The organism is Bacteroides sp. f07 (assembly GCF_042854785.1).
In the GTDB taxonomy this organism is placed as follows: domain Bacteria; phylum Bacteroidota; class Bacteroidia; order Bacteroidales; family Bacteroidaceae; genus Bacteroides.
Window position 1 is genome coordinate 22,655 of record NZ_BAABXI010000004.1, and the last position, 18,028, is coordinate 40,682.

The following is an 18,028-nucleotide window of genomic DNA, read 5'->3' on the forward strand; positions in this document are numbered from 1 at the left end:
TGCGTAATAGTTTTCTTACAACAGATAAACTATTACTGAAATCAAGATGATAAAGTTGAAATTATGCCGCTTTACAGGCAGCAATAAAGAATAGAAGAAAAAAGAAAAGCCCCAAAAGATTTCTCTTTCGGGGCTTTTCTTTAGTTGGACTACCAAGATTCGAACTTGGACAAACAGAACCAAAACCTGTTGTGCTACCATTACACCATAGTCCAAACTTATTGCACTTTCTGTTAAAAAGCGGTGCAAAGATAGAGGTTTGCAAGCAAACCTCCAAATATTTCATTCATTTTTTTACTTTGCTACCCAATAAATCGTGAATTATTACTTCGCAATCAGCAAATAATAGTTCTTTTTACCGCGTTGAACAAGTAGATATTTCTCATCAAGCAGGTCGGCAGTTGTTATAACCTGGTCAAAAGCAGCCAGCTTCTCTTTATTCAACGAAACGCCACCGCCTTGAACCAACTTACGCATTTCACCTTTCGAAGCAAATACAGCCGCATTATCCACGAACAGGTCTACCGCCTTCACTCCTTCTGCCAATGCATCACGGGAAATCTCAAATTGAGGTACTCCTTCGAATACAGCCAGCAAGGTATCTTCGTCCAATTTACGCAAAGCGTCGGAAGTGGCATTACCAAACAGAATGTTTGATGCATCTACCGCTGCGTTATAATCTTCTTCCGAATGAACCATCACTGTCACTTCTCTAGCAAGACGTTTCTGAAGGATACGCAAGTGCGGAGCTGCCTGATGTTCGGCAATCAATGCTTCAATTTCCTCTTTTTCGATAGAAGTGAAAATCTTGATATAACGTTCGGCATCAGAGTCGCTCACGTTCAGCCAGAACTGATAGAACTTGTATGGAGAAGTATAACGGGGATCCAACCAGATATTTCCGGATTCTGTCTTTCCGAACTTGCCACCGTCAGCCTTTGTTATCAGCGGGCAAGTCAGCGCAAAAACCTCTCCCCCATTGGTACGGCGAATCAATTCGGCACCGGTAGTGATGTTCCCCCATTGATCGGAACCACCCATCTGCAACTTACAGCCTTTTGTCTCATATAAGTGAAGAAAATCGTATCCTTGAAGCAACTGATAAGTAAATTCGGTAAATGACAGTCCGTCACGCGCCTCGCCATTCAGACGGCGCTTTACAGAGTCTTTTGCCATCATATAGTTCACAGTGATGTGCTTACCTACTTCGCGAACAAAATCAAGGAAGCTGAACTCTTTCATCCAGTCGTAGTTGTTCACCAGTTCGGCACGGTTGGGTACATCCGACTCGAAGTCGAGGAACTTGGCAAGTTGTTTTTTAATACATGCCTGATTGTGACGCAATGTCTCCTCATCCAGCAGGTTGCGTTCTGCCGACTTACCGGAAGGGTCACCAATCATACCTGTAGCGCCACCGATCAGTGCCAACGGTTTATGACCGCAGCGTTGGAAATGACGAAGGATCATCACTCCACAAAGGTGACCAATGTGTAGCGAATCGGCAGTCGGGTCGATACCCAAATAGGCAGTCACCTGCTCTTTGATTAACAACTCTTCCGTTCCCGGCATGATGTCCTGCAACATGCCACGCCATCTCAATTCTTCTACAAAATTCATCGTATTACTCTTTAATTATTAGTTTTTTTATTGTATTTCAATCCTGTATGCGACAAAAGTACGACTCTTTCTCGGAAGTTACAACTCCTACGCCTTAAAAAAGACATTTTGAATATTTCCGCAGACAGTCTCACGCAGCACCTCAGCTTCTACTCCACGCACTTCGGCTGCCCGACATAGAATTTCTTCAATATCAAGCGAACTCTCATCCGTCTCCAGGAACAAGCGGTCGTCGGGTATCAGTTTCATCGTTTCATCGGGATAATGTTCCCCCAAAGAGAGATAGAACCCTTGTTTCAGCAACTGCGCCGCCTGTTCAGGCTTTCCCCGGAAACCGTGCCATATCCAAGGTTGCTTGGGTTCAAACTGTTTTTTCGCTGCCAACAGTTGGTCCATCGCTTTTACACAATGGATTATCAACGGCAAACCGTATGTTTCCGACAATTGTATCTGCATTACAAATGCCAGTGTCTGAAGCGCCATCGAAGTATCTGTCAATCTATCCAATCCCGCCTCTCCTATGGCTACCACCCGCTTATCGGGTAATCGTTCAATAAGAAAATCCAGTTGTTGGTCGAAATTAGCCACTGTCAGTTTCCAGGGATGGATGCCGACAGAATAATAACAGCCTTCCTGAAAGGACGAACCTTCCGACAACCAATAGTTAATGATGGATTTACACTCAAAACCGGCTTCCTGCTTATGGGCATGGATATCCAAAATAGCATTAATCATCTTGCCTTCCATATCTGATTCTTTATTTTATTAATTTCAAGGTACTGGGTCATAGCCGGATCCTCCCCAGGGATGACATCGCAGGATACGCCGCACGGTCAGATACAGCCCTTTCACAGGGCCGTGTTTCTTAATCGCTTCGACTGCATAAGCCGAGCAGGTTGGTGTAAACCGACACGAAGGAGGTGTCAGCGGCGAAATACAAATCCGGTAAAAATAGATGGGAATAAGTAGCAAGAGCGAAAATATCCATCTAAAAAATCCTTTCACAGATACCCATATAGCGGATATCCCGGAACCACGGGATTTCATGAGGACAGTTTTTCGGAGATGCGCGAAAGCGCTATTTTCATTTTCTCTTCCAATTCGGCAGTAGCAATAAGCTCGTCCGACAGATAGATAAAGGCGATAGCCAGACGCTTTTCCCGACGCTGCAGCTCACCTATCAGAAGTTCTTTGTTTTTCCGGTAGGCTTCTCGTATCTGACGTTTCACCCGGTTGCGCTTTACCGCCCGCTTAAACCGCCGTTTCGACACGCTGATAAGTATGGAAGCCGAAGCCTCGCCTTGTTCGACAGGCATATATACAACACGTATCGGAAAGATGGAAAACGACTTCGAAACGCCGCCCTCAAACATCTTTCCGATCTGTATTTTACTATTCAGCCTTTCGGCTTTGCACAAAGTATATATACCCACTCTGCTTATTTATTGTTTTCCTTGATAAACATGTCGAGTGCTGCCGTCATTGACGGAGCCTGCACCGTAGGCGCTTCAAGATCCAGACGAAGTCCGGCATCACGTACAGCCTGCGCGGTAGTAGAGCCGAAAGTTCCGATTTTAATCTCTTTCTGATTGAAATCAGGGAAGTTCTTCTTCAAAGAAGTCACCCCTGCCGGGCTGAAGAACACCAACATATCATAATCAAATTCTTCTTCTGATGTAAAGTCGTTGCTCACTGTGCGGTACATCACAGCTTCCGTATGCTGAATACCGTTCTTGTCGAGCAGGTTTTTCACATCATCATTGTGTACGTCCGACATCGGGACGAGGTATTTCTCAGTTTTATGCTTCACGATGGAAGGAATCAGGTCTTCAATCTTTCCAGTAGCCCCAAAGAAGATTTTACGCTTGCGGTATTGCACATACTTCTGAATATACAATGCCACTGCTTCCGTCACACAGAAATACTTCATTGTCTCGGGAATCGCAACACGCAGTTCTGTACACAAACTGAAAAAGTGGTCGATAGCATGACGCGAAGTGAATATAACGGCTGTGTGGTCGAGAATCGAAATTTTCTGTTGCCGAAATTCTTTCGCCGAAAGACTTTCAACCTTGATAAACGGCCGGAAATCTATTTTTACGCCATACTTCTCTGCTATGTCGTAATAGGGAGATTTCTCTGACGCAGGCTTAGGCTGCGACACTAGTACTTTTTTAATTTTCAACGTCCTAAAATTTTATTAGCAAAATATTGTTCACTTGAATCATACCCTGGTAGAGTAGCAGACAAGGTATGATTTCTAGAGCGCAAAAGTACACAATTAAAAGGAAAAGCTCGCTAAACTGATGAAAAAAAAGCTTTATCCACTTATAAAACATCAATATTTTAGCGAAAATTAGAATTATAGAACCAATTATAATCAAATTGGTAAGACTTAGGTCGAAATAAACTAGAAAAAGCACGAACGGGAAAAGGGCAAATCCGGCATAATATATGAGTGCAGAATAAGATTCCAGCCACATATTTGTCCTATTTTTATCAAAGAACACCCATCCCAAAAACATATAAAGCAACCATTTTAGTAAGAAATAAGCCAGGCAGAAACCCACATAAATTCCCAGCAGAAGGAGAGGGGATACATGGCTCATCAGGGCAGGAGAGATATCATGAAAATAATTGAAAAATGTGATTCCTGCCAACACGCAGGTCTGCAATACAAGTACAAGAAGATAACGCATGTCAGCCGCTGTGGAGCTATCAAAGATGCTTGCCCGTTCACGATGCAGCACAAAGTCTTTTACTTGTTGAGAGAGAAATTTCTTTCCGCGCGACAACGCGATGGAAGACAGGAAGAAGCAGACCAATAATGTCAACGAAATCGCATCGTCCGTACGGGGAGAGTAGGGGATAGGGGTTCCCTCAAAACCTGAACCAACTTCCTGCACGGCATGAGTCGCAGCCAATTGCAGGCTATCACTATCCGCCTTTGCCGAGACAAACCGCCCCTGTTTGAAAAGCAACAGAGTATCAGTTCGTTGAACGCCTATTGTACCGCCTATCATATAGCTGCAAATTTACGAATGGAAACATCCCACACCGGAGTCTCATAAAGGAGTTTTACGGCTTCCTCAGGCGTCCGGGCTACTTTCCATATATCTCCGTGCTGCTGGCGCATAAAATTCTCTTCAATAGCCTTTTCAAGCATCTCCAGCAACGGGTCAAAGAATCCGTTCACATTGATAATAATAATAGGATTGAGGTATAACCCCAATTGTTTCCAGGTAATAATCTCAAGCAGCTCTTCAAGTGTGCCGCATCCACCCGGCAAAGCAATGATACCATCACTCAGATTTGCCATCTTCTGTTTGCGTTCGTGCATGGATTCTACTTCTATCAGTTCCGTCAATCCTGTATGGTGCCAGTTCTGCTCTACCATAAAATGAGGAATAACACCGGTCACTTCGCCACCATTTTTCAAGACCGCATCTGCTACGGAACACATCAGGCCAATACTTCCGGCTCCATTTATCAAGCGGATACGATGTTCGGCAAGCAAACGACCGAGTTCTTCGGCTGCTCTAAAGTAGACGGGATCTATTTTGGTACTGGAGGCACTATATACGCATACGGAATTTATTTGGTTCATCTTCATTACACTATCCATGGAGTTATATTATATCGTAGGCGCAAAATTACGAAAAAATTCCGTTATTCGTATTTATCTTAATCAGAGATAACAGTTATACCAGCTTTCTCTAATCGTCTATTATACTTATTAGTCTATATACTCAAAAAAGTCTTGGACTTCCGAAACAGAAGTCCAAGAATCTTTCTCACAGTGAATACATCTATTACAGATATCACATCTACAAACAGACGTATCGAATTGTTGCTAAATGAACTTTATTATTCGAATCACCAGTTCGCTCGAACACCCAACCAGTCTTCAGCAAGCCAATTCATAATAAGTGATTTAAACTTATTTTGTGTAATATACCTAATTACCACTAATACTTTTCGTAAGGTATATTAAGCCCACGAGTCAAAATCAACCGATTCTTTCCCCTTTCGGTCAACATCCAATCGCCATTTCAGCAATGCACTATATATTCAATAGCGGGGCTTTCAAACGTTAATAATTTAGGTCTATTATGTAATTGCAAATATTTAATCCAATTCAAATTCTCCAGTAAAGGTATTAGTTGGAAGTTGTATTTCCAAAACGTACTTACCTTTTTTCTCACCGATGAGATTGATATTAAGCTTTTCTACATTCAAATTAGTAGATGTATAAACCACTTCCTCTGTTTCTGCATCCTTTATGATGATTGTCACAGTATTAACAGGTGAAAGAAGATCAATGGATACCATCGGGCTTTCAACAAAAGCAATAGGGGAGATAGGGATAGAGCGATGCTGTGCTGGTATTTTATTTCTCAATTCAATTTGACGCAGAGATTTCATTTCCCGCGCAAAAGAAGTCGTATTTACCTGAAGTAAAATGACCAACAAAAACAGAAGTAAAAATTTAGCTTTCATAATAAATGTATTTAGAATTTCGCTCCAAAAATACACAGATAGAGTTAAAAAAACGATTTTTATACGGTAACAATGGTAACAGCCCTTCATTTAAAAGTGAAATAAGCTAAAATGAAACCATTATATCCTACTGATTATCAACTCCAAACACACGCTCAAAAATTTGCGCATCCATTTTATTCTTTATACGGCTTTTACGTGTTTTAAGAGCATCAGACGTAGCTCCCATCAACTCCATCATGACAGATTTTGAACAACAAAGCAATGAAAGAACACAATAAAATACATCATCACCTGTTAAAGTCGGATAACGCTCCTGCAAATTCATCATCACATCAACAAACGAACTAGAAATAGCAGAACGCATTTCTTTCCTGAAGCTACGCATTGCTAATAATTGTTTAGGAGTTGCTTTCTCCAATGCTTCTAATTTATCGTAACAATCAGTAGTTTTAAGCATGGATATACATAATTGAATCTGCTGCTCTGTCAACTTTGACCGCTTCTTATCAATGTCCTCTTTATTAGACTCGGAATCTTCTTCTTTTAATAACATATTATCCACTCGCTTCTGAGTCAATTCATTTTGTAAAGCTATATAGCGTTTCTTTCTTTTTCTATCATTCCACATAAAGTAAAATACACATATAATCATCAATGAGAAAAAAGAAACTCCCAGACTAAAAAACAGAATTTTAGTACGTTCTGACAACAACCTTTTGTGCTCCTCTAATTGATGTTTATCCATAAGCCTATTAAGTTCCTCATTGTCGGTCATGATTTGAATTGAATCATAAAGTATCTTATATGCATCTATATTCTCAGTTGCAACTTTCCATTCACCCTTCTTTTTAGCTATTTGGTACATTCCATTATAACAAGCAACCTTTCCATAAATATCAAGCGAATCCATATTTTTACTAAAAAAATAACTGGCAGAATCCAATTTATTCAAGTTAAGCATAATTTTTGCTTTCAACAAATAAGCATTAGCCACCCTATCCTGACCTACTACTGCTATTGCTTTTGACGCATACTTATCCGCTTGAATATAATCTTTCTTTTCATTATAAACCATAGCTAAATCATGATAAAGTGCTCCTATCAAATTAGAATCTTGATCTGCCAATGCATAATCGAGAGCTTGTTGATAATAACATAATGCACTATCCTGCTCATTCTGTAGTAGAAATGTACGCGCAATACCTCTCAACGGGTATATCTGCCCACTTTTCCCTTTTAATATCTGATAAGCTGAACGATAAGACTCTGCCGCTACACTACTCAAATCTTCTTCTTCATAACATTCCGCCAAATTATCATATATCATTGCTAAAAACTCATCTTTAACAGGCATCAACCGAATTGCCGCCAAATATTCTTCTACAGCAAAAGAAGTATATCCCCTATCCCGATAAGTAGCTCCCCAATAATAGTGGGCTTTTGCTGCACGCACACTCTTTTTTCTATCTCCATAGTATTCAACAGCCGTTTTTATCAACGAATCATCTTCTAAGGTAATATAGTTCTTATACCTTGCCTGCGTTAGTAAGAGCGCATAAAGCGCCCTGTCGGCACGCGGCAATTCCTGTGGAAAAGAAATTGATTCCAAAACAGACAAGGCACTATCAGGATATTCTTCCATTAATGAATCAGCACACAATAATAATGGATTCTTCACTGAGGAAGAACATGAGGACAGCGATATAGATGCCCCAATGCCACCTATGCAAATAAATAAACAACAAAGGACCAATAAATGGTGTCCGGAAAAGATATATTTTATTTTCATTTGGCAATTGTTCATTTCACAAAACAAAAATAGCAAATTTCACCAAGACGTACTTAGTATCCAAAATACATTTATTTAAATATAACTTATAAAAAAACAAGAGCCACAATTCCACTTCCCCACAAAAGGAAAGCAAAATTGTGACTCTTTTATATAACAAGCTAAGCTTTAAACCGCCTTACAAAGCAAAAGCAGCTTTAATCTTATCAACATAATCGAGTTTCTCCCATGTAAAGAGTTCCACGTCGACCGTCTTGTCACCTTCATAACGAGAGAAGAACTTCTTCGTAACCACCTGCGGTTCGCGTCCCATGTGACCATAAGCGGCAGTTTCCTGATAAATAGGATTACGGAGTTTCAAACGTTCCTCGATAGCTTTCGGACGAAGGTCGAACAACTGGTCAATAATACGGGCAATCTCGCCATCAGTCATATTCACATGAGAACGGCCATAGGTATCCACGAAGATGTTAATCGGGCGAGCCACACCAATAGCATAGCTTACCTGTACAAGCATTTCGTCCGCCACGCCTGCCGCCACCATGTTCTTGGCGATATGGCGTGCTGCATAGGCTGCGCTGCGGTCCACCTTGCTAGGGTCTTTTCCAGAGAAAGCACCGCCACCATGAGCACCCTTGCCACCATAAGTATCAACGATAATCTTACGACCTGTCAGGCCGGTATCGCCATGAGGGCCACCGATAACAAACTTTCCGGTAGGATTGACATGATAGATGATTTTATCATTGAACAGCGCCAATACCTTATCATGATGAATAGAAGCAATCACACGAGGCATCAGAATTTCGATCACATCACGGCGGATGATAGCCAGCATCTCTTCGTCAGCTTTCAACTGAGCAGCCTGCGAGTCATCTTCCGGCTGGATAAAGTCATCATGTTGTGTAGAAACAACGATTGTATCAATGCGGACAGGAGTCCCGTTGTCGTCATATTCGATAGTAACCTGGCTTTTCGCATCGGGGCGGAGATAAGTCATCACCTTGCCTTCACGACGGATATCAGCCAGCACTTGCAGAATGCGGTGTGCCAAATCAAGAGAAAGCGGCATATAGTTTTCCGTTTCATTCGTTGCGTAACCGAACATCATACCCTGGTCGCCTGCACCCTGTTCCATCGGGTCCTGACGTTCTACACCGCGGTTGATATCGGGGCTTTGCTCATGAATGGCGGACAACACACCACAAGAGTTACTTTCAAACATGTACTCTCCTTTGGTATAGCCGATTTTCTTAATCACTTCGCGTGCGATGAGCTGGAGGTCAACGTACGCTTTTGTTTTCACTTCACCCGCTAGCACCACTTGTCCGGTAGTCACTAGTGTTTCGCAAGCTACTTTCGAACTGGGGTCGTAAGCCAACAGTTTGTCAAGCACGGCATCCGATATTTGATCGGCTACCTTGTCGGGGTGTCCTTCTGACACCGATTCGGATGTAAATAAGTATCCCATCTTTCTTAAATTAAGAATTAAAAAATAAGAATTAAGAATGAGAGGGTAGGAGAGGTGAGTGCTGCAAGGAGTAAACCGTAAAGCGTCGGTAAGACGTGTTTTAGCATTTTTTTCCGTGGTTGCAAGCTACTCAAATCTGTCCACACTTCCATTTCGGTTGCAAAGATAAAGAGATTTCGGAGATAATGAGTATCTTTGACCCGTATTTAACACATAAATAAATTTAAAATGATTCTAAATAAGAAAGTAAGAACTCTCTTCGTGCTGGCACTCTATGTCGGATTCACGATTGCTATTTACGCCATTGTCTGTCACTTCATCAACCGTGAGTTCCGGGACATTGAGTTGCTGTATGCAATACTGATAGGTTGCCTGGCATACTTGCCGCGATTTATTGCCGACAGAAAGAAGAAATAAGTTCTTTCATCGTTTTTCCCAATATCGGGTGCACCACATCCGGCGCAATCTCCGCCAACGGCAGCATCACGAAGTCGCGCTCTGTCATTAAAGGGTGAGGGAGATTCAGTTCCGCTCCGGACGGAGAGGTCACAGACAACACCAAGTTTTCATAGAGCAACAGGTCAATATCAATCAGACGGTCGCTATATTCACCATTGACTGACTTTTTCGTGCGCCCCAACTCCCGCTCAATCACTTGCGTCTCCAGCAATACAGCTAATGGGGACAACTCAGTTTCTACGCAAGCCGCCGCATTCAGAAAACTGTTTTCTGAAGCAAAGCCCCAAGGGGCGGTAACGTAAAAAGCAGACAGGGAAACCACTTTCCCTATCTGCTCTCCTATCTTTTGCACGGCATCCCGGAGATTCTGTTCTTTGTCTCCCAGGTTTGTGCCAAGCCCTATATATACTTTTGCCATTATTTGTCCAGAATCAGCATTGCATCTCCGTATGTACCGAAGCGATAGCCTTCCTTCAATGCTACATGATAAGCATCCATCACCTGCTCATAACCGCCGAAAGCAGCCACGATCATCAACAATGTAGAAAGCGGCATATGGAAGTTGGAAATCATTGAATTGGCTACGGTAAATTCATATGGCGGGAAGATAAACTTATTAGTCCATCCTTCAAACTCCTTCAGATGACCGTCCGTGCTGACTGCGCTTTCGATAGCACGCATCACCGTTGTACCTATCGCACACACATTCTTACCGGTATCTTTCGCACGATTAACGGTTTTCACCGCTGCTTCGTCTACAAACATCTGTTCAGAATCCATCTTATGTTTCGTCAAGTCCTCCACGTCGATGTCGCGGAAATTACCCAGACCTGCATGCAAAGTAATATACGCAAAGTCCACACCCTTGATTTCCAGACGCTTCATCAATTCACGGCTGAAATGCAGGCTGGCAGTCGGAGCAGTCACCGCACCCTCGTTCTTAGCGAAGATAGACTGGAAACGTTCCGCATCTTCCGGCTCTACGGGACGGTTGATGATAGTATGGGGCAGGGGAGTTTCACCCAATTCATACAAAGCTTTCTTAAATTCGTCGTGAGGTCCGTCATAAAGGAAACGGAGCGTACGTCCACGGGAAGTAGTATTATCAATAACTTCGGCCACCATTGAATCGTCCGGTCCGAAATACAACTTGTTACCGATACGGATCTTACGGGCAGGGTCTACCAATACGTCCCACAAGCGAAGTTCCTCATTCAACTCACGCAACAAGAACACTTCGATACGGGCACCCGTCTTCTCCTTGTTACCATACAAACGAGCTGGGAATACCTTCGTATCGTTGAATATAAACACATCCTTGTCATCAAAGTAGTCCAAAACTTCCTTAAACATCTTGTGCTCAATCTTACCTGTATTACGATGCAACACCATCAAACGAGACTCATCCCTATATTTCGTAGGATGCAGGGCAATCTTATCCTCGGGTAACTTAAATTTGAATTGTGATAATTTCATATCTATTCCTTATTACGTTAATTATTTTCTTCCTCATTTTCTATTTCCTGTCCGTCAATCCACTCTTTAAAGTGTTCGGGATTCAGACAGTCTTCCAACCGGACATCCCCCACACGGGTACGAATCAGTCCGGTCAGATGAGCTCCGCTATGAAGCGCTTCGCCAATGTCGCGTGCCAATGCACGGATATACGTTCCTTTGCTGCATACGACACGTATTTGAATCATCGGCTCCGGAGCATCCAAGCGGCATTCCAGCAATTCAATCTCGTCGATAACAAGCTGCTTCGCCTTTAGTTCGACTTCCTCGCCTTTCCGCGCCAGTTCGTAAGCACGCTTTCCATCCACCATACAAGCGGAGAAAGCAGGCGGAACCTGTTCTATCGTACCGATAAAGCGCGTCAGCACCTCTTCCACCAACTCCCGCGTGATATGTTCGGTAGGGTAGGTGGCATCTATCTCATGCTCCAAATCGTACGACGGCGTGGTAGCCCCCAACCGGAGCGTAGCAACATACTCCTTCGTATGATATTGAAACTCTTCTATTCTCTTCGTAGCCTTGCCTGTACATACAATCATTACCCCTGTCGCAAGAGGATCCAACGTGCCGGCATGACCGACTTTCAGTTTTTTCACCCCTATCCGCCGGCAAATATGATAGCGGGCGTGCCCTACCACCTTAAATGAAGTCCAGCCAAGAGGCTTATTAAAAAACAGTACTTCTCCTTTTTTAAAATTCATCAGCTCAATATAATCGTTACCAATCCTGCTATCGCGCAATAGATAGCGAAATAGATCAGTTTTCCTTTCTTCACCACATTAATCATCCACTTACAAGCCAGGCAACCTGCCACGAAAGCAGCCAGGAAGCCGACAATCAGCGACAACGCAGGAATATCACCTACCACATCTTCGCCTTTCATCATCTTCATTCCATCAAGCAACGCTTCCCCCAGGATAGGCGGAATAACCATCAGGAAAGAGAATTGTGCCAGTTTCGCCTTGTTATCACCCAACAGAAGTCCCGTAGCAATGGTAGAACCCGAACGAGACAACCCCGGCATGACCGCACAAGCTTGTGCGATACCGATAATCAAAGCATCCTTCATCGAGATTTTTTCTTTCTGGCGCGGCTTATAGTAATAAGAGAAAGTCAGCAGGGCGGCAGTCAACAACAACATACAACCCACAATCAGCAGTCCCGAACCAAAAATCGCTTCCACATAATCCTTAAAGAACACTCCTACGATACCAATCGGTATCATTGAAATCAATATATTGATGACATACCGCGTCTCATCGTTCATCTGGAACTTGAACAGCCCGCGGAAAATCCAATCTATCTCCTTCCATAAAATCACCAGTGTGCTGCACACCGTAGCCACATGCACCACAATCGTGAATGCCAGATTTTCTTCACCCTGTATTCCGAACAATGCCGACCCGATGGCCAGATGACCACTGCTGCTTACGGGCAAATACTCAGTCAATCCCTGAATCAGTCCAAGGATTAATGCTTCTAACCAACTCATAATTTCTTTTTATTCTTCTTTAATTTTAGGCACTTCGGTCATTTTAGGTTTACGCAACACGGCGTATATCATAGACAAAAAACCAAACAGGCAAACGACGGGCGCCACCTTTATTCTGCGTACACTGAAAATATCCGGTTCGAAAACCGTTTCGGACGACGAGGGCCCCGACATCAACAGGAAACCGATAATAACAATCACCATTCCTATCGCGAGCAAGATAAAGTTCACTTTATCAAAGGCAAATTTCCGCTTGTCAGACATAGTTTATTTTTTCTTTTTGAATTAAATATAGTATAAGCTGTTCGCTTTCATTCTCAGATACTTGTTCATGGAGAAATAGGCGCACAGCCACGTTATTACAATCCCGAACACCAATACACTCGCACATACAACCAGCATAACCTCGGGAGTGATGACCTGAAGCAATTCCTGCTCGTACGTCACAGCCCAGTAGGCAGTCCCCATCAATATGGCATCGGCAATCACGGCTGCCAGTATCCCGCTCCATACGTTCTTCCGGAGAAACGGCCCCCGGATGAATCCCCAGCTCGCCCCCACCAGTTTCATTGTATGGATGAGAAACCGTTTGGAATAGATGGCAAGCCTTATCGTATTGTTTATCAAGGCAAAGGATATAAAAGTGAGCACCACTGCCAAAGCGAGCAGCACCAGGCTGATATTCCGTATGTTGTCATTCACGGCATCAATCAGTTCCTTCCGGTAAAGCACGTCCTGTATATTGGAGTTTTTCTTTATCAGCTTCTCTATTTTCGCGATGCTGTCGGAGTTGGCATAATCGGAGTGCAGCTTGATTTCGATGGAAGCGGTGAAAGGGTTATATCCCAAAAACTCTTCGGGGTCGGTGCCCATCGCTTCCGTCTGCTCTTTCAAAGCCTGCTTCTTGGAGATATATTCGGATTGCTTCACGAAAGATTCCTTGTTCAGCTTCTTCTGAAGTTTCAGAATATCCGCTTCCTTCATGTCATCGCTGATGAGAATGGAGAAACTGATATTCTCACGGACATACACGGAAAGGTTATGCGCCGTAAGCACGAAAAAGACAACCAGCCCCAACAGCAGCAACACCAGCGTCGTACTGATACTCGACGTAATGAACTGCATGTCGAAAACCGACCCTGACTTATATTTGTTTTTACTTCCCATGCGCTATCTCTTTTTCCGGAATACGTAAATCATAGAACTACTCCGCTCTTTCCGTCCCAAAGCATTGAACCAGGCAAGCGTTCCGGCATACATTCCTTTCAGAAAGCTACTCGAACTGCCGCGGTGCTTCTCACTCAACATGGATACGTAGAACGCATCGAACGGCATCGGATGGCGTGCCGCCATAATAAACCCATGACGGGAAGCCAACTGCTGTATAGTGCCCGGTGTGAAATGCCAGAGATGCCGGGGAACATCATAAGCCGCCCAATACTCACCGTAACGCTGCGCGTCATAAGAAGAGCAGTTGGGCACTGCCACAATCAGCACGCCTTTTTCTGTCAGCAATTCACGAAGCATCTCCCAAGTTTCGCCGAGATGTTCCAAATGTTCCATCACGTGCCAAAGGGTGATTACATCAAAGCTATCGGGAGCAAACTCCTTCAAAGCCGATTCGGGCTTCACCTCCAGTTCGAAATGCTCTTTCGCAAATTCGCGTGCCTGCGGACTCTTCTCCACCGCTTCTACTTTCCAGCCACGGCGCACCATTGTATTAGCGAAATAACCGGTTCCCGTACCTATATCGAGCAAACGCCCCGTCTTACGATGCGCCTCTCGGGCTACCAGGCGCGCTTTGCGGCCCAGCATATAGGAACGTACATAATGGTAAATGCTATTCATCGCGCCCTTGCGCGTATCCGTGTGGGAGATATAGTCGGGAGTCTCATAATACTTGCCTATCTCTGCCTCTACGGGAACGCCTTGCGTGAATATAAATCCGCAGTCCTCACACGAATACAGTTCAAACTGTTCGCCCGAAGCATAAAAATCCGTACAAGTCATGACGCGTTTCAAGTGCGTACTGCCACACACCGGACAAGCATTTATACTGAGTTTCTCCATTAATTCCAAACAAAATTAAGTGTTGTCCCGAATCACAAGACAACACTATACCCGAATTTGGTGCAAAGAAACAAATAAAAAGTGATGTAACGGGCTTTTGTTAAGGACTTTTAATAGAAGATTAGAAAGTCAGGTTAACGGAAAAGCCCATATTCCTGTAACTGGGTTGACGGAAGAAATCAATCCCCTGATACCAGGTTCCGGTGCTTGCCGTAGATTCCGGGTCAAACGGAGCTTTATTGTATAACATAAGCAAGTTACGCCCCACTAGCGCCACCCGCACGTCTTGTATCCACTTCGCCCATCGGTTGACGGGAATATGATAGGCTATCGACATTTCGGCAAGGCGGATATTGGTGGCGTCATATGTATACATCGCCCCTGTACGCGCCCCTCCTACCGTCTGGTAATAGTTCTTAGCCGGAATATTCACACCACTCACCCAAAGACCGCCATTATCCCGGGCTACAGCCGTAGCTTGAGATACTCCAAATTGATCCATAACCGCTTGAGTCATCGACAACCCCACACCGCCGAAACGGGCATGAATCACGAAATCAAGTTCCATGCCTTTCCAGGCGAAGCTGTTTGTCAGCCCCATCGCATATTTTGGGTCAGCATTACCAGCATAGACATAGTCCCGGGTAGGAGTAACGTTCTGAGAAACTTTATCAACAACGACATTTCCCTGCGCATCTCTCTGTAAATCGGTAACATATATATCACCAATCGAACCACCTTTCTTCAGCGGAATATACCAACTGCCACCTTCTGCCATCTTAACTTCATCCAACACTACATCTTCACCCGTTACAGGATTTTTCCGGACTTCTCTGAGCTGTTTTATTTCATTCTTATTGATAGAATAAGTCAAACACGCGTTCCACTTCACCTGTCCGATATTCATATTTGTCCCCAAGACGAGTTCGAAACCTTTATTATCAATTCTGCATCCGGTATCCATTAAATAGAGATCTGTAGGAGAATCTGTAGAAGGATAAGGAACAGAAACATATCCCCCAAACGGCAAATCAGAGGTAGATGTCTTATACATTGTAAACGCCAAGCTGATCTTATCATTAAGGAAACCTGCATTCAGCCCTATCTCGTGAGATTTCGTACGTTCAGGTTCAAGATTATTATCAACCAATCTCGGCTCCAAACCTACTCTTTCCTTGTTCAGGAAAATATAATCGGTAAAACTATTGCCTGTTTCACTATAAGTATAATTAAGTTTTAAGAATGAAAGGATCCTGTCGGGATTGGCGGACAGCCACCCGGTCGGCACCACAGACACTCCTGCCGAAGGATAGAAAACGTCGGTAGAAGAGCGCGAATCATCGTCATCCCAGAATTTAAGCCATTCCATTCGTCCACCCAAATCCAGAAACAGGCGATTTTTATATCCCAGTTGCGCAAGCATAAATAACGAGGTAGTCCGGTCATGATAATCCCGCTGCAGATGCATGGAATACGCCCCTTCTCTTTTACTTAATGCGGACAGTTCAAAAAGATTCAGCGTTCCCAACTCTCCTCCACTGTTAGAATAATCAAACTTTGTATCACAGACCGAATTGCCTAAAGTAGCATCGATTGAAAAATCGCCCATCGCCTTGCGGGCATTGAGCAAGAATTCAGAATAGATCTGCGTGTTTTTATTCTCATTCTCATAGTACGTGCCCAACCGACCGGCAAATACAGTAGATGCATAGAGTTTTTGAGTTCCAAACTCCTTATCCCGGTCATATTGGATCCGCCCTGACACATTGAGCCAGGAATTCAAATCAAACTTAGCCCCTATGCCGCCTATCAAACGTTTTTTCTTCCTATTATACATATTACGGTTTATTGTCCAATAGGGATTCTGCATACCTAGCCCCATTTCTCCCAAAGGCCAATACTGCGCATTACCACCCAACTCCGGATCGTAAACCTCAAAAAGATCTTTATAACTATATTTTTTATCGCTACTGCCCGGGTAGACGGGAATTCGTTCCAGCAACACATCAGGAAGCAGATAAACCGGAACCAACGGATTGCCATACATGCCTTGTGACTGCATATTCTGTTCAGCAGTATGAATATACCTCAGGTTAACGTCAAGTTTCAGCCTATGACGTAATAAAGAAGAGGTGTTGCGTAACGAAAAGTTATAGCGACCTACATCGTTATTGGGAATAATGCCGGTGCCATTCATTGTGATAGCCGAAACACGGGTCTGATTATATTCATTCCCGATAGAAAGGGCAAGAGAGTTGTTGATAGAATGTCCGGTACGGAAAAAATCTGCAGGATTCCACGATTGGGGATGACTTAATTTCTCTCCCCATCGCCAGTTGTAAGTCTGCTGGAATTCAGGCATGACTAACGGTGAACTGAAAGTTGTACTGTTTCCCACTTTCACCCTTAGCTTTCCGGCATGCGCCTTTTTCGTGTTAATCATCACTACGCCACTGGCAGAACGACTGCCATATAGAACAGAAGCCGCCGCAGTACTCAATACTGATATGTTTTCTATATCATCCGGACAGAAAGCTGCTATGCCATCGCCAGTCTGCCCGCTGCCCCAGTAGATATTATAAGGCTGCCTTGCCTCCAACCGTGGCAAAGGCACACCATCCAAAGTGAACAACACATTATTGGATTTCAAGATGGAACGGTATCCACGTAGCACCATTCTCGCTGAACCTCCCACACCGGAAGCGCCAGGGTTGATAGTTGTACCCGCCAACCTTCCTATCAGGGAATTCACAAAATTAGCGTCTCTGACTTTCATCAGTTCAGTGCCGTCAATCTGCTGCGAAATGTCCGATGACTTCAGCGTATCTTGCGAAAGATTCGTTTTGCCAGCAATAGAGCTTTGTATAAGATGAGTAGAATTTTCCTTTTTATTCCCTGCATAAAGCATAGAAACAGGTACAATAGTTGATAGCAATAAAGCAATTCCAATCTTTTTCGCTGTTGATACATACATAGTATGTAAATAGTAGCGGTTAGTCAAATCTTTTACGTTGTGTTCTTTCATATCTCATTAAAAGTGTTGCATTGATGTATTTACAAAGCTACTGAATTTATTTGTAAATATCCTACTTTCAGACATACTTTATGAGCA

General features: G+C 43.5%; 19 protein-coding genes and 1 tRNA gene. 1 reads left to right on the forward strand and 19 read right to left on the reverse strand.

Annotated features, from left to right (window positions below; genetic code table 11):
• Positions 1–144: 144 nt before the first annotated feature.
• The 11 genes from ACGHVY_RS24295 to metK form a co-directional block, all read right to left on the reverse strand.
• Positions 145–215 (reverse strand) — tRNA-Gln (locus tag ACGHVY_RS24295).
• Positions 216–324: 109 nt separating this feature from the next.
• Positions 325–1,617 (reverse strand): tyrosine--tRNA ligase, encoded by a 1,293-nt coding sequence (tyrS, locus tag ACGHVY_RS24300; RefSeq protein ID WP_308745347.1) that lies wholly within the window; start codon positions 1,615–1,617, stop codon positions 325–327.
• Positions 1,618–1,704: 87 nt separating this feature from the next.
• Positions 1,705–2,364 (reverse strand): TatD family hydrolase, encoded by a 660-nt coding sequence (locus ACGHVY_RS24305; protein WP_390602085.1) that lies wholly within the window; start codon positions 2,362–2,364, stop codon positions 1,705–1,707.
• Positions 2,365–2,388: 24 nt separating this feature from the next.
• Positions 2,389–2,664 (reverse strand): membrane protein insertion efficiency factor YidD, encoded by a 276-nt coding sequence (yidD, locus tag ACGHVY_RS24310; protein WP_308745349.1) that lies wholly within the window; start codon positions 2,662–2,664, stop codon positions 2,389–2,391.
• Entirely contained in the window at positions 2,661–3,050 is a 390-nt protein-coding gene (rnpA, locus tag ACGHVY_RS24315; RefSeq protein WP_308745350.1) for a ribonuclease P protein component, read from the reverse strand. The genes yidD and rnpA overlap by 4 nt, the downstream gene beginning before the upstream one ends.
• A 5-nt stretch (positions 3,051–3,055) precedes the next feature.
• Positions 3,056–3,802 (reverse strand): uroporphyrinogen-III synthase, encoded by a 747-nt coding sequence (locus ACGHVY_RS24320; RefSeq protein ID WP_308745351.1) that lies wholly within the window; start codon positions 3,800–3,802, stop codon positions 3,056–3,058.
• Between the two features lie 4 nt (positions 3,803–3,806).
• A complete protein-coding gene (locus ACGHVY_RS24325) occupies positions 3,807–4,640 on the reverse strand; it encodes a DUF4271 domain-containing protein (protein WP_390602086.1) in 834 nt (277 codons plus the stop codon).
• Positions 4,637–5,224 (reverse strand): TIGR00730 family Rossman fold protein, encoded by a 588-nt coding sequence (locus tag ACGHVY_RS24330; protein WP_308745357.1) that lies wholly within the window; start codon positions 5,222–5,224, stop codon positions 4,637–4,639. The genes ACGHVY_RS24325 and ACGHVY_RS24330 overlap by 4 nt, the downstream gene beginning before the upstream one ends.
• Before the next feature lie 521 nt (positions 5,225–5,745).
• Positions 5,746–6,117 carry a DUF3244 domain-containing protein gene (locus tag ACGHVY_RS24335; RefSeq protein WP_390602087.1) on the reverse strand — a complete coding sequence of 124 codons (372 nt, stop codon included), beginning with the start codon at positions 6,115–6,117 and terminating at the stop codon, positions 5,746–5,748.
• Between the two features lie 127 nt (positions 6,118–6,244).
• Complete coding sequence (locus tag ACGHVY_RS24340) at positions 6,245–7,762, reverse strand: tetratricopeptide repeat protein (protein ID WP_390602098.1); 1,518 nt, start codon at positions 7,760–7,762, stop codon at positions 6,245–6,247.
• Positions 7,763–8,087: 325 nt separating this feature from the next.
• Positions 8,088–9,380, reverse strand: coding sequence for a methionine adenosyltransferase (gene metK, locus ACGHVY_RS24345; protein ID WP_308747412.1), 1,293 nt, complete (start codon positions 9,378–9,380; stop codon positions 8,088–8,090).
• A 228-nt stretch (positions 9,381–9,608) separates the two neighbouring features.
• On the opposite strand from metK, the gene ACGHVY_RS24350 reads away from it, so the two are divergent.
• A complete protein-coding gene (locus ACGHVY_RS24350; RefSeq protein ID WP_308746318.1) occupies positions 9,609–9,797 on the forward strand; it encodes a hypothetical protein in 189 nt (62 codons plus the stop codon).
• Here the strand turns inward: ACGHVY_RS24350 and folK are convergent.
• The 8 genes from folK to ACGHVY_RS24390 all read right to left on the reverse strand — a co-directional run bounded on the left by folK (position 9,772) and on the right by ACGHVY_RS24390 (position 17,941).
• Positions 9,772–10,257 carry a 2-amino-4-hydroxy-6-hydroxymethyldihydropteridine diphosphokinase gene (gene folK, locus ACGHVY_RS24355; protein ID WP_390602088.1) on the reverse strand — a complete coding sequence of 162 codons (486 nt, stop codon included), beginning with the start codon at positions 10,255–10,257 and terminating at the stop codon, positions 9,772–9,774. The genes ACGHVY_RS24350 and folK overlap by 26 nt on opposite strands.
• Entirely contained in the window at positions 10,257–11,315 is a 1,059-nt protein-coding gene (gene queA / locus ACGHVY_RS24360) for a tRNA preQ1(34) S-adenosylmethionine ribosyltransferase-isomerase QueA (protein WP_308746320.1), read from the reverse strand. Before queA ends, folK begins: the two co-directional genes overlap by 1 nt.
• A gap of 17 nt (positions 11,316–11,332) precedes the next feature.
• A complete protein-coding gene (gene truB, locus ACGHVY_RS24365; RefSeq protein WP_390602089.1) occupies positions 11,333–12,055 on the reverse strand; it encodes a tRNA pseudouridine(55) synthase TruB in 723 nt (240 codons plus the stop codon).
• Complete coding sequence (locus tag ACGHVY_RS24370) at positions 12,055–12,846, reverse strand: undecaprenyl-diphosphate phosphatase (protein WP_022139148.1); 792 nt, start codon at positions 12,844–12,846, stop codon at positions 12,055–12,057. Before ACGHVY_RS24370 ends, truB begins: the two co-directional genes overlap by 1 nt.
• Positions 12,847–12,855: 9 nt before the next feature.
• Positions 12,856–13,110, reverse strand: coding sequence for a DUF3098 domain-containing protein (locus tag ACGHVY_RS24375; RefSeq protein ID WP_390602090.1), 255 nt, complete (start codon positions 13,108–13,110; stop codon positions 12,856–12,858).
• A gap of 21 nt (positions 13,111–13,131) precedes the next feature.
• Positions 13,132–14,013 (reverse strand): cell division protein FtsX, encoded by an 882-nt coding sequence (locus ACGHVY_RS24380; protein WP_390602091.1) that lies wholly within the window; start codon positions 14,011–14,013, stop codon positions 13,132–13,134.
• A 3-nt stretch (positions 14,014–14,016) separates the two neighbouring features.
• Positions 14,017–14,916 (reverse strand): methyltransferase domain-containing protein, encoded by a 900-nt coding sequence (locus tag ACGHVY_RS24385; RefSeq protein WP_308746324.1) that lies wholly within the window; start codon positions 14,914–14,916, stop codon positions 14,017–14,019.
• Between the two features lie 121 nt (positions 14,917–15,037).
• On the reverse strand, positions 15,038–17,941 hold the full coding sequence (locus ACGHVY_RS24390) for a SusC/RagA family TonB-linked outer membrane protein (RefSeq protein ID WP_390602092.1): 2,904 nt from the start codon (positions 17,939–17,941) through the stop codon (positions 15,038–15,040).
• Between the last annotated feature and the right edge of the window lie 87 nt (positions 17,942–18,028).